Consider the following 12,207-nt stretch of genomic DNA (forward strand, 5'->3'; position numbering starts at 1 on the left):
TACACAAGCAAGCTCAGGTGGTCATTCGGAGGCGAACCCCTGCAGCTTGTCCGCAAGGTCGGCCAGCTCCAGATGCCCCTGAGTGGCGACGGTATTCATGAAGTCCTCGGCATCGTCGACATCGAAGCCAGAGTCCAATTCGACGCCGTTGAGGTACAGGAACGTCCATGCAGCGGCCCATGCGGTGCGCTTGTTGCCATCAACGAGCGCATGGTTGCGCGCCAGAGACTGCAGCAGTGCCGCTGCTTTGGTGAATAGGTCGGGATACGCGTCGACCCCGAAGACGGTGGCCTGCGGCCGAGCCACCGCTGCGTCGAGCAGACCATAGTCGGCCACCCTCAGCTCGACACCCACGGCCGCAGCACCAGAGACGAGAACGTCCTCGCGATCCAGGTATTCGGTCACGCCAGGCGACGATTGAGCTCCGCGCTGCGCTCGGCGACGATCCTCGCGCCTTCGCGTACGCGGCGTTTGTGGTCGCTCGCGGCATCGAGCGCGGCGCGGTGCACGAACGCGCGCAGCGACAGCTCCGCAGCCGTGGCGGCGGTGCGCAACTGCTCCATCTCCTCGTCGCTGAAGTTGACGTTCAAGGCAGGCATACGTTGACGGTACCAGCTTCAGTACCAATTCTGGTACCAGACGCTTACCGCTTGTTGAGGTGCGCTTGAACAGTCCTCGGCGCCGTATCAGCCCGGCGGATCGAACGAGACGACTTTGCCCCGGTTGATCGAGACCCAGTCGCTGGCCTCCAGATGCGGGCGCAGGTCTCGGTGATGGCCTGCTGGTCGGCGTGCGTCTTAGGTCGCTGCAGCTCATAGAGGTGCGGGAACTCGGTCCAGGCGACGACAGAGTCCCACAGCCGCAGCGCCGCCTCCCCCGCCGGCAGGTCGATGAGCACCGGCCCGAACAGGCACTGCCCGTCAGGGAAGAACAGCGTCGGTACGCCGTAGCCGCCTGCGTCGACGACGCGCTGGTGGTCGGCCATCGACTGCCGGCGCAACAGCGCGCCGATGCGCATCATCGACCAGCCGTACGACCACTCGCGCTCCCACGGATGCTTCTTGCCGTCCTGGCGGTTGATTTCCTCGAGGCTGAAGAAGCGCCAGTTCACCGCCAGGCCGGTGCGCTCGCGCACCTCGCGGATCCACCGTGATGTCTGAATGCAAACGGGCACATGACGTCGAAGCGAAATTCAACCGCGACAGGACGATTGATCACATCGGAACCTCGGATCTGCGGGGCCCCTGGTCGTCACCTGCCAGCTGGACGTGCCGGTACGACGGACGTCGTACCGTCCCGCGTCAGGCAGACCGACAGCGTGCGCAGCCAGGTCACGGTGGGGTTCAGGCCCGCACCGTCGGCCAGAAGAGGTCGAACAGTCGCTCTTCCCAGCCGTTGGCGACGCGGCCGGTGCGTGCGCGCTCGGCGATGATTGCCCCGACCACCGCGTCGATGAGGGTGGCGCCGTCGATGTCGGCGCGGAACGATCCGTCGGCCTTGGCCGCATCGATCACCGATGCCAGTTCGGCCCGCTCCTTGGCCAGGATGCGGCGGAAGAGCTTGGTGAAGTCGGGGTCGTCGTCGGTGAGCATGGCGGCGAGGCCGCCGAAGCCGATGCCGACCTCGATGGCCTTGACCGCCTCTGCGATGAGCCAGCGGAACCGATCCGGTGCCGCGGTTGATGCCGCGAGGGGTTCAGGAGAAGTCACCCGCGTCAGCGCGGCGGCAAGCATGTCGCGACGGTCGCGATGTCGCCGGTAGATGGTGGTCTTGGCGATTCCGGAGCGCGCCGCCACCGCCTCGACGGTCACGGCGTTGGGCCCTCTGGTGCGCAGGAGCGCCAGTGTGGCGTCGGTAATGCCGTCGTCGACGTCGCGTCGCTGTGCCATCGCACCTCCTCTGGCCGGGAATATCTCCGGCTGGAAAAACGCTACACTAATCGTAGCGCTACGATGCGCGTAGCGTTTCGCTGAAGTTTACGAGAGGTGATATCGATGTTGAAGGCGCTAGGACGAATTCCGCCGACTGCGGTTGGGTATGTGAGCCTGCTGCTGAGTTTCGCGGCGCTCGGGACGTTCGTTTACGCGCTGGCCGCTCAAAGTGCGGTGGCGGGAATCATCGGGGCCGGCATGGTCGTGTTGATGGTGATGGCCGTGGCGGGCTTCCGCGTTGGTGCCCGCAAGCGCGCAGAATCCAACGACAGCGGTATCGAGATCCCCAGCGAGAACATCTGGGCGCGACCGTTGCGCCGCGAGCAGATCGACCACTATCTGTCGACCTACCGCGGTGCGCGAGACAACCACGAGCAGTTGATGGACGCCGCCACGTCCATGCCCGTCGAGTCGACGAAGGAGCTGGAACGACAAGCCGCCTGACGCTTGGCACGCTGCGCCCGGGTGACACGCTGATCGCGATGCAGCCGGGCAGTTCCCTAGATATTGAGCTCGGTTCGAGACCTCCGGGGCGATCCCAGAAGCGAAATTGGTGCGTCCCGGTGCGCCGGGGGCGTGTTAAGAATCTAGACACACCATCAATTCGAGGCGGGGTATGTCTGTGCTGGTCGATCCGGAGGTCCTGCGGGCCTTCGCCGCGCACGTCGATGTCATCACCGGTCGCATCACCGGAGCCGCGGTGGGCCCGACGACCACTTCGGCGGCCGACGGATTGCCCGGGTCGACAACGCAGTGGGCGGCCCGGTCGGTCGGTGAACATTTCACCGAGGTGGCCGAGAACCTGGCGCAGAATGTAGCTCGGATGGGCAAGGCCGTGCGCGGTGCCGGCGACACTTTCGAGGTGACTGACCAAGCCTTGGCCGGCGAATTCGACGGGCTGTTCTGATCCGATGCTGCCCTCTCGCCCGACTCTCCAGAGTTGGAATCCAGAGTCGTTGGCGACGTCTGCTGCGGCGATTACCACGGCAGCGCAGACAGTCGTCGATGGTGTGTCGGGCATCGACGACGCCTGCACGCGGATGCCGGAAACGCGGGCATGGTCAGGCAAGTCGCACGCCGCGGCGAGCGCGATGTTCGGTCGAGCGGAGCACCAAGCGTCGACGTTCTCGGACTACGCCGAGGCGGTCTCAGCAGTGTTGAGTCGCGGTGCCGAGTCGATCGGGAGCGCGCGTAAAGCGTTGTTGGCCAAGGCCGGCGAACTCGACGCGGGTCCGTTGAACGTCACCGATCAATGGGTCGTGCTCGTCGACCCGGTCTACATGTCCGAGGAGGACATGGCCAAGCTGCAGGCGTTGGCCTTGCAGGAGCAGGCCACCGTCAACGCGATGCTGATCGCTGTCGGTGAGGCCGACGACGCGACGGCGAACGCGGTGACGGCCGCAGGCAGCCAGTTCGGGTTCGTTGAGGCGGGACTGCCAACCGATCTGGGCGGGATCCTGCTACCCACGGCGCAGCGACCACCCGACGAGGTGGCCGACCCCCGAACACCCGTCGGCGCGGTGGCGCAGGAAGCGATTCGTTCCGCCGATCAGCAGCAGAACGTCCGGGAAGTCGTCGAGTCCACGAACGCGTACGGCGAGGAGGTGACGACGGTGATCAAACAGGACGGCAGCAAGGCCGTCACCACCCGCATGGATCCGTTCGAGTGGCCCAGCAAGCAGAACTTCTACGAACTCGAGGAGTTCGACAAGAACGGTGACTTTGTAGCGCGCACCAGTTCGTGGCATGACCTGTCCAACGACTGTGACTACACGTCGATCACTTTCGCCGACGGCTCGAACTGGACGATGTCGATGGACCCCACCGGCCACCGACAGGCCGGCTTCACTACCGCAGACGGTCGGCACAGTGCGGTGCCCGTCGAGCTGATCGACAACATGTCTACGGGCACCACTGCTGCAATGTCGGGCTTGGAGAAGCACATCGCGCGTGGCGGATCCTTGCCGATGGTCACCGCGGAAACGGCCGAAAATATCGGAAAGACAATGAAGTTCGGCGGACCGGCAGTGACAGTCGCGACAACGGTCTTTGACATGGTGATGGCTGAGTCGGACAAAGATCGGTGCATTGCACTGGTCGCCGGGGTGGCCGGTGGTGGTGGTGGCTGGGGCGGCGCAGAGCTCGGTGCGGCGGCTGGCGTGGCGACCGGCCCCGGAGCGCCATTGGCCGTGCCGGTATTCGCGGCTGCCGGGGGGCTACTCGCAGGACTCGGCGGCATGAAAATGGGCGAATTCATTGGTGAGGTCGTGTGTCCGTATTGAATCTTCCCGAACCGCCGAATTGGGCCGAGAGCGGCCGACTCCCGCTCTGGGTGCGACTGGGACTTCTTGTTGCGCTCGTGTACGTGATTGGCCAGGGCACACTCGTTGTCGCCCGCGGCAGCTATCTGACGGCCACAGTGTGGTTCGGAACCTTCGGCCCCCTGTACTTGCTGATGCTCGCCCTGGCGTTTGCGCCAAAGCGGGTGGTAAAAGCGCGTACGACTAGCGAGCGCACAGGGTTCACGGTGTGGCCGGACAAGACATTCACGGTGTTGTACTTCGCGTGTCTGGCACTGACGGTGCCCTTCGCGTTCTTGTTCGCAATTTTGTTGCCGCGGGGAATGATTGACATTGACACGACGCGCGGGATGCAGATCTTCTTCCCTATCGGATTCGCGGCGCTTGCTGTGGTGGCGGCAATGGGCTTGGTCGCAGGAGTGCGGCGTGGCGGCGTCGGCTACCTCAAGTTCACGCCGGCGATCATCGAAATCGCCGACGTTCTGAAGACGAGACTGCTGGAGTGGGACGACATCGTCGACGTCAGGGATCATTCGGACACCAAACACGGAAAGAAGGCCGGTAGGTCGGTGGTGCTGTGCCTGCGTGATGGCAGCGAGCAAGTCATAGGCGGTCTTGATTTGTATGTGCCGACCGGTGTGCCGCTCTATTGGATGGTGCGCCACTACTGGAAACATCCCGAGGATCGGATGGAGTTGGTGGATCGCCGTGCGACCGAGCGGTTTCGTGAGGGGCGATTCGCGCTCGATTGACGACCGAAGCGCTCGGCGGCGACAGGGCACGGTGCGCCGTTAGCCCTTTATCGCGTTCGTTTTAAAGCCCACGCCGGTAGGGACTCGCGCACCGCCCGTCTCCGAGGACGTGACAGCTTCCCGGCCCGCCCCAGCCCGGCATAGGGTAGTCGCCGTGGCAGACACGCTCGACGCGGTGCAAATCGTGGTCCGGATCCTGAGCGAGAACGGTCCGCTGGGCAAGGACGTCATCGTGGCGCGCCTAAAAGATAACGGCGTGGCTGACGCTGGGGATGTCATTGATGAGTTGCTCGACGAAATGGCGAGCCCAGTGAGGCAATTGATCGACGAGCGCTGGACCTGGCTGCCAGCGGTGGTGGATGGACGGATGTTCACACACCGTGTCGACGCCGACGAGCTGGCCCATGATTTCCTCCGGGTGTACCCGGACCTGGACCCCCTTACCGATCTTTGCGAGTATGCGGAATATCAGCGGTTCGCTGACGGCACAGCGGCACACGTGGCAATGCCCGGCTACGACGATGATCTGCTCGAGGAGCGGCACATTCCGCTGGACGCAATTGACGAGCCCGGAGTGCTGCTGCTCCCGCCGGGCACGCTGGGAAGGCTGGGCGTGCGCGAGGGCGAGCTGGTCGGGTTGCGGATGGACTCGCAGGGGCTGGTGGTCGAGCGCATCGCCGCGACCGCGCAGGCGTCGACTGTCGGTGCGCGGCTCAAGGCTCTCGTCGACGACGCCGAAGAGCCGGTGTCCCTCCAAGAGGCGGTGTGGACGGAGTGCGTCGAAGATCCGAGCGCGTTCGCCAAGCCGCTACCGCCGCTGGGTGAGATCATCGAGGACAGCGGCCTTATCCACCGGACCGGTTTGCTGGCACCCGCCGGATTCGATTTCGATGCTTGGCGTTTCGAGCTGAACTGCAAGATGCTCGCCCGAGAGCATGACCTCGATCAGGACGACGCTTTCGCCCTCTACACGCTGATCAGAATCTTCGACCGGATGTCGATGGCGCTGGAGTCAGGCGAGGAATCCGTTCCTGAGCCGCTCTTCGCGCTGACGGCCGAGATCGGGGGTGTGCTCGCCGATCCGCAGTTGGCCGCAGTTTTCGCGGACAGGACGATCCGCGCAGGGCGCCGCGGCGCGGCCGCGCTGGGTCTGTTCGCCGAGACACTGGAGCCCGAGGCGCCGCGGGCCGCACGCGTCGCCTACCGGTGGCTGCGGGCCCTGGCGCTGGAGCAGCTCGGCGAAGTCGAGGCTGCCGAAAGCCAACTTCTGGCCGCCGAATCGATGGATCCCGACTGGCCGATGACGTTGGTGGAACTGGCGCGTTTCGCGTCCGATCGCGGCGACGCCGAACGCGGATTGTCGTTACTTCACCGTGCCGGTATCCCGCCCGATTATCACCTGGTCCAGTTACTGGAGCAGCACCGGGCCGAGGCGCACGCCGACATCGGCCGAAATCAACCGTGCTGGTGCGGTTCTGGGCGCAAGTACAAGAAATGTCACCTCGGCCGCGAGGCGTTGCCGCTGCAGGACCGTGTCCGCTGGTTATTCGCGAAGGCCGCCCAGCACGTGTCGATGACCGACTGGGAGGAAGTGCTTTTCGAGGTCGCCCTCGAACGCAGCCAATACTTCGAAGGTGATTCGCGCGAGGCCTTGGACGCGGCGATATCCGACTCGCTGGTAATGGACGCGGTGTTGTTCGAGGGCGGGGCGTTGGCCGACTTCCTCGATGTCCGGGGATTCCTGCTGCCCGAGGACGAGCGACTGCTCGCCGAGCAGTGGCTGCTGTCGGACCGGTCGGTCTTCGACGTCGAGCAGGTCCGTCCCGGCCGGGGTGTCACTGTGCGCGACGTGCGCACCGGCGACACCTACGACGTTCGGGAGCGCCAGGCCAGCCGCGGTCTGAAGCCCGGGCAGCTGATCTGTGCGCGGGTGATTCCCGCCGGGGACACCATGCAATTCTCCGGATCGGTCGAGCCCGTCGCACTGCACGAGAGAGATGCGTTGATCGAGCTACTCGACAACGAGCCCGACCCGGCCACGTTGGTGGAACAGTTGAGCCGCCGGTTCGCGCCGCCGAGGCTGACAAACACCGAAGGCGAACCGACCGTCCTCTGCGAGGCGACGGTGCGAGTCGGACCGGCGATCGAGGCAGCGCTCGACGAAATTTACGACCGGCCGGATGAGTCGCCGCTGTGGTTGGAACACGTTGTGACCCATGGCATGCGGCGGGTACGTGCCACGCTCGAGCTCGACGGCGACGCGTTGCGGGTCAGAACCAACAGCGAGCAGCGGATGGACCGAGTGCTGGCTGCCCTGGCGGCTCTTGACCCGGAAGTGGAGGTGCTCGACGACGCCCGCGTCTCCGTGCCCACCGTCCGCGAGGCCACCGCACTTGCCGAGCGGATGCCGCAGACCGGCGAGGGCATGCTGGACCCGGCCGATCCGCAAGTGAGCGCGGCGCTCACCGAGTTCATCCGGGAGTACGAGACCAAGTGGCTCGACGAGCCGATCCCCGCCCTGGACGGTCACACGCCGCGGCAGGCCGCCGATGATCCGACGCGGCGAGACGACTTGATCAGGTTGCTAAACACCTTTCCCGTCGGCGAAGCCGCGCGCGGGGGCATGGACAGCGACCGGTTACGGGCCGCGCTCGGGCTGATTCAACCCGGCTGACGTCTCCTGCCATGGAGCCGCGCCCACTCGATCAGCGGCCTCGTTCACTCCCGCGGCCGAGACCGTCGCGAGATAGTGCCCTTTCACTGCCGGCTCCCCTACCGCGACGAACTCATCAACGGGCCGGCCCCTAAGCGTCTCAACGTCAGCCGCCTCAGCGGCGCGCCTCGCAGTGCGGGCCGACCAGCTCGGGCCTTCATCCGGAGTCGTTGTCAGACATGGACTATCGTCAGACCCGCAACACCCTCCAGGACATCGATGTCCTCGTCCTGAGTGACTACCGGCAGCTGCCTGGCGGCGGCGATTGCAGCGATCCATAGGTCATTGATCCGGACCCGTCGGCTCGCCTCGGCCACGTGGACGCGTAGCAGCGCCCAAAGTCGAGCCGCCTCTTCGTCGACCGGAAACGCGGTCATATCTGCGACCGCATCCAGCGTACGAAGGCGACGCGCCCGGATCTCCGAGGTCCGCGCCGCGAGGACACCTGCATTCAGTTCGGCGAGAGTCACCACCGTCGTGGCCAGCTGCTCCGGAAACAGTGACGTCTCCAGTTGCCGCCCGTTCTTATCGGCGATGAAGACCGAGGCATCGAGGATGCCGGCCACGGGCCGATCGGTCGTCACAACTCGTCGAGGTCCTCGGTAGTTTCACCGGCGAGCTCCGCGAGGTCATAACGCAAACCGGGGTCCGCCTGACTGGCATGGAGCCGCTTAACCAATTCTGCCTTCGACACCCACCGCCGACGTTTCGGCTCTACAGCGGTGATCACCGCGACGGCTCGTCCATTCACCGTGATCGTCACCTCTTCGCCTGCTTGGACGCGACGAAGCACGCCGGCCGTGTCGTTTCGCAGTTCGCGGGAGGCCATCGTGGACATGCTATGAGCGTAGCTTTATGTAGCACATAGATGTCCCGACCGAGTAGGACGCCGACAGGTCCTCCACAGTGGTCATGCGGTCGCTTCCCAGTCGTAACGGCTGTCGAGCAACGCCGTCACGCTTCTTGACTGCCAAGCGCGGCCGTCAGGAGCGCGTTGACCCGACGAATTCAGCACCCGCGCGGCCGCTGCGCGAGTCACTCCGCACCCATCTACCAGCCAACACACATAGCCGAGGAGGGCCTGGCGACGCTCGGACCACGGCAACCCGGCCTGAGGAAGTGTTGGTGGCCAATCATTTTCGTGCGGGCCCACCGGCATAGCATTCGCAGCCTGCGCGACGACCCTCTCGAGACTTTCCACCCCTGCCGCGGCCAGCGCCGCCCGATCGAGAGCGTCGACGGCCTGCACCTCACACCGCAACGCGTGGTCGATTTCGTTTATGCCACCCGCGTCTGGGACTGGCCAGAAATCGTGGCCCACCAGCAGGCCGAGTCCGTGCCGTTGCAGCACCAGGCTCAACCGACGGTAATGCTGCTCGCGTCCGAGGTCCGCAAGCGGATCAGGCATCCATATCGGCAGCCGGGTCGCGATCGCCCGGGCTACCGCTGCGACGACGGCTTCGACCTCGGTCAAGTGGTCGTGCGAGGCGGGCGCGCCTGAGGCGAAAGCAAACATCGCGGCGATCGTGGCTGAACGCGGCTCGGCGCGAGCCGTCAATTGTTCACAGCGGCGGACGGTTTCGTCGTCGCCGAGCACGACGACCGGTGGTGCGGTCGCGTTGTTGGGTCGAATCAAGGCCAGCTCCCCTCGGCAGGCGAGACACCGGGCCGGGCTGAGGCGGGGCGTCTTCGAAGTTGATTCGACGGTATCGGGACCTGCCGACAATTCTGTGCGCCCGCGACGAAGTTGCGAAGTCCCGCCCCGAGAATGGGAAGACGCCGCGGGAAAGATTTGAGGGCACGCGCGTCGCCGACACCCGCCTGTACAAGGCCTGCGATGAGGGACAGGTCTATGACCGTCTCAGGACACCGCCGCGCCGAGTTCTGCGTAGACGGCGGCTTCGAAGCCGAGGATCGTCTCGACCATCTTGGCGTCGAAGAACGGCAGCAGCTGCGTGGCGATGACGGCGCCGATCCCCGCCTTGCGGTCGATCCAGAAGAAGCTGTTGAACAGCCCGGACCAGTCGGCCGAACCGGCACTGCGCATCCCGGGTAGATCCGTCAGGTACAGGTGAAAGCCGAGGCCCCACCCCTGCGGCACGTCGAGCAGCTCGACGGGATTGGCCAGCTCGGGGACCGTCGGTTCCATCTTCTTCGGTAGTGGTGCGCCGTCGAGATGGTCGCGCAGGGCGAGTTCTACGGTCTCTTGTTTGAGGATGCGCGTTCCGTCGAGTTCGCCGCCGTTGAGCCAGGCGCGTACGAATCGTCCGTAGTCGGCGATCGTGCCGTAGGAGCCGTGGCCGGCGGCGTCCCACTCGGGGTTGGCGGGCAGGTCGAGGTCGGTCGGTACGAGGCTGCCGTCCGGCGCGCGAAAGCGGATGGGCAGCAACCGGGCACGCTGCTCGTCGGTCGGGGCGAATGTCGAGTCGGTCATCCCGAGCGGACCGTAGACGTGCTCAGCGAGGTAGTCGGCGAGCGTCTGGCCGCTCACGGCCTCGACGACCATGCCGAGCCAGTCGGTGCTGACGCCGTACTCCCAGACCGTGCCGGGATCGTTGACCAGCGGCGCGTGGATGCCCTGCTTGAGTCCGTCGAGCGGGGTGGGAAAGCCTTGCTCGTTGCAGAAGGTGAAGAGCTTCTGGTTCATGAAGTTGTACCCACAGCCGGCCGTGTGGTTCATCAGCTGGCGGACAGTCGCCTGCGTCCTAGGCGCACGGAGGATCGGCTCGCCGCCCTCGAAGCCGTCGATTACTTGGAGCTCGCCGAATTCGGGCACGATCGAAGTGACGGACGCGTCGAGATCGACGCGGCCCTGTTCGACGAGCTGCAGCGCGGCGGTGGTGGCGACAGCCTTGGTCATGGATGCGTTGCGGAACATGGTGTGGGGTCCCGCGTCTCCCGCTGCGCCCTCGTAGAGGACGCCGTCGCGGCCAACGACTGTGGCTGCAATGCCATGCAACGAACCGTCGGCGGTGACGCCGTTGAGCAGGTCGTCGATGTGCTCGAACCCCATCTGAGCTCCTTTGCTTGGGGTGTGCGGGTCATCGTCGCATGCGGGGAGAGGTGTGCTGGCGGGAGATCAGCGGCGCTGAGGCCGGGGTGGGCCGGCGGCATAGCGAGGAGCCATTCGAAGCGCCGGACCCCTGCGCCATTCCTGCGCAGCGTCTAAGGGTTGTTCCCCGGTTTCGACTTGAGAGATGCGTTGTTGGAGAATGCTATCCGGCCTCTTGCGGCTCTCCGTCGCGTCGCCACCACAGCGGCGGCACAACCCGTCGACAACGTAGCCGGGCGGGTGTGGACAGCGATCCGGCATGGTGCATTCGCACACCAACGAGAACTGCTTGTAACGAGTGGCGTAGCCACAGCGGTCGCAAGGATGGTGCATATGGGGAATCGAACCCACCTGATGAGGCATAACTGCCTTCCTTCCTCGGGGGGCCCGTCGATATCGATAGGCCCCCTTGCTGCCGTCAAGCAGGAAGATTGCCGCGTCCGCAGCGAAGCGTCACTGCTCGGTTCTCGTTCGGGCCCCTAATTAGGAGGCGCTCTTACCGTCACCGGTTAGTGGCGGCCGCTTCGTCATCCGAGCCACCCACGAGCGTGGGGTTGGCGTGCCGCCCAGTCGGAGCTTGGCGACGGCATCTCATGAAGCACCTTCGAGGATACTGCTCCGCTAGTTGACTCGGCTGCGGCCACGACGACAATCGGGTACCGATATCCGTGCCCCGCGACAAGTGCGGACCGCAGGTTGAAGATTGCCACTGCGAGCCTCAACGCTGCGGGTCGAACGTGACGACCTCGCCTCGGTTGATCGACACCCAGTCCCTGGCCACCAGGTAGGGGCGGAAGGTCTCGGCGATCGCCTGCTGGTCGGCGGGTGTTTTGGGCCGCTGCAACTCGACGTCGCAACGGAATTCCGCGAGCGGCGGCATCACCGCAGATCTCCGCGAGATGGTGAAGACATCTCGAGGGTGCAGCATGCCTGCGATGTAGGCGGCGACGAAGGTCTGAAACGATCACCACTGATCGTCCGAGGTGTAAGACGTCATCTGGGAACTCCCCTTTTCAAACCTCCGCCCAGGAGGCGCTCTTACCGTCACCGATTGGTGTCAGCCGCTTCGTCATCCGAGCCACCCACGAGCGTGGGGTTGGCGTACCGTCCAGTCGGAGCTTGACGACGGCATCTCGTGAAGCTGCGGCCAAATATACCTCGGCCCGCCGACAATCTCGGTGGAACTGCCCGGCTGCACTGACGCCCTATGCCGAGCCGGTCCTGCATCGCGCACTGAAAGATGTGGTGTGGCAGGCGACTCGAGTCGCACGGGCAGGCCACTGTCAAGACTGGCGGCGGCGATTCGACTCGGGCTCGCGGCGGCGGAACAGCTCCGCAGGCCGCCCTCTCGTGCCAGCCGTGGTAGTGCCTGTGGGCTTAAGGTGCGACTCCATTGCCCGACGAAATGTATCGCGTTGGAGGGCGTGCCCGATTACTGCTTCGTGCGCGATGCGCAGCT

At 65.2% G+C, this 12,207-nt stretch carries 13 protein-coding genes, 2 pseudogenes and 2 riboswitches; of the genes and pseudogenes, 5 read left to right on the forward strand and 10 right to left on the reverse strand.

Annotated features, from left to right (window positions below; genetic code table 11):
• Window positions 1-21 precede the first annotated feature (21 nt).
• From A5698_RS01760 to A5698_RS01775, 4 genes and pseudogenes are all read right to left on the reverse strand, one after another.
• Complete coding sequence (locus A5698_RS01760) at window positions 22-405, reverse strand: type II toxin-antitoxin system death-on-curing family toxin (protein ID WP_068292516.1); 384 nt, start codon at window positions 403-405, stop codon at window positions 22-24.
• Complete coding sequence (locus tag A5698_RS01765; protein ID WP_067287120.1) at window positions 402-599, reverse strand: antitoxin Phd; 198 nt, start codon at window positions 597-599, stop codon at window positions 402-404. Before A5698_RS01765 ends, A5698_RS01760 begins: the two co-directional genes overlap by 4 nt.
• Before the next feature lie 87 nt (window positions 600-686).
• Window positions 687-1,176 (reverse strand): annotated as a pseudogene (locus A5698_RS01770) (mycothiol-dependent nitroreductase Rv2466c family protein).
• A 167-nt stretch (window positions 1,177-1,343) separates the two neighbouring features.
• Window positions 1,344-1,889, reverse strand: coding sequence for a TetR/AcrR family transcriptional regulator (locus tag A5698_RS01775; protein WP_068292518.1), 546 nt, complete (start codon window positions 1,887-1,889; stop codon window positions 1,344-1,346).
• A gap of 150 nt (window positions 1,890-2,039) precedes the next feature.
• On the opposite strand from A5698_RS01775, the gene A5698_RS01780 reads away from it, so the two are divergent.
• The 5 genes from A5698_RS01780 to A5698_RS01800 all read left to right on the forward strand — a co-directional run bounded on the left by A5698_RS01780 (window position 2,040) and on the right by A5698_RS01800 (window position 7,657).
• The gene (locus A5698_RS01780; RefSeq protein ID WP_353651800.1) at window positions 2,040-2,375 is read left to right on the forward strand and encodes a hypothetical protein; all 336 of its coding nucleotides are present in this window, start codon (window positions 2,040-2,042) and stop codon (window positions 2,373-2,375) included.
• 178 nt (window positions 2,376-2,553) lie between these two features.
• Complete coding sequence (locus A5698_RS01785; protein ID WP_068292545.1) at window positions 2,554-2,838, forward strand: type VII secretion target; 285 nt, start codon at window positions 2,554-2,556, stop codon at window positions 2,836-2,838.
• 49 nt (window positions 2,839-2,887) lie between these two features.
• Window positions 2,888-4,213, forward strand: coding sequence for a hypothetical protein (locus A5698_RS01790; protein ID WP_231967267.1), 1,326 nt, complete (start codon window positions 2,888-2,890; stop codon window positions 4,211-4,213).
• Window positions 4,201-4,983 (forward strand): hypothetical protein, encoded by a 783-nt coding sequence (locus A5698_RS01795; RefSeq protein WP_068292524.1) that lies wholly within the window; start codon window positions 4,201-4,203, stop codon window positions 4,981-4,983. Before A5698_RS01790 ends, A5698_RS01795 begins: the two co-directional genes overlap by 13 nt.
• Before the next feature lie 154 nt (window positions 4,984-5,137).
• Window positions 5,138-7,657, forward strand: coding sequence for an SEC-C metal-binding domain-containing protein (locus A5698_RS01800; RefSeq protein ID WP_068292527.1), 2,520 nt, complete (start codon window positions 5,138-5,140; stop codon window positions 7,655-7,657).
• A 212-nt stretch (window positions 7,658-7,869) separates the two neighbouring features.
• Here A5698_RS01800 and A5698_RS01805 read toward each other — a convergent pair whose 3' ends face one another.
• The 6 genes and pseudogenes from A5698_RS01805 to A5698_RS29235 form a co-directional block, all read right to left on the reverse strand.
• The gene (locus tag A5698_RS01805) at window positions 7,870-8,280 is read right to left on the reverse strand and encodes a PIN domain-containing protein (protein WP_156670571.1); all 411 of its coding nucleotides are present in this window, start codon (window positions 8,278-8,280) and stop codon (window positions 7,870-7,872) included.
• Window positions 8,277-8,534, reverse strand: a complete 258-nt coding sequence (locus A5698_RS01810) for a type II toxin-antitoxin system Phd/YefM family antitoxin (protein WP_068292530.1) — start codon at window positions 8,532-8,534, stop codon at window positions 8,277-8,279. Before A5698_RS01810 ends, A5698_RS01805 begins: the two co-directional genes overlap by 4 nt.
• A gap of 72 nt (window positions 8,535-8,606) precedes the next feature.
• Complete coding sequence (locus tag A5698_RS27760) at window positions 8,607-9,293, reverse strand: hypothetical protein (protein WP_156670572.1); 687 nt, start codon at window positions 9,291-9,293, stop codon at window positions 8,607-8,609.
• Between the two features lie 264 nt (window positions 9,294-9,557).
• Window positions 9,558-10,709, reverse strand: coding sequence for a serine hydrolase domain-containing protein (locus tag A5698_RS01820; RefSeq protein WP_068292536.1), 1,152 nt, complete (start codon window positions 10,707-10,709; stop codon window positions 9,558-9,560).
• Window positions 10,710-11,235: 526 nt separating this feature from the next.
• Window positions 11,236-11,347, reverse strand: a riboswitch (SAM riboswitch).
• A gap of 119 nt (window positions 11,348-11,466) precedes the next feature.
• Window positions 11,467-11,595: pseudogene (locus A5698_RS29230) on the reverse strand (mycothiol-dependent nitroreductase Rv2466c family protein); the annotation flags it as partial.
• Window positions 11,596-11,777: 182 nt separating this feature from the next.
• Window positions 11,778-11,889, reverse strand: a riboswitch (SAM riboswitch).
• A 142-nt stretch (window positions 11,890-12,031) separates the two neighbouring features.
• Window positions 12,032-12,207, reverse strand: a 176-nt coding sequence (locus A5698_RS29235) for an NrtR DNA-binding winged helix domain-containing protein (RefSeq protein WP_502688858.1), incomplete at its 5' end; no start/stop codon positions are given.

The organism is Mycobacterium sp. E136 (assembly GCF_001666865.1).
Classification (GTDB): Bacteria; Actinomycetota; Actinomycetes; order Mycobacteriales; family Mycobacteriaceae; genus Mycobacterium.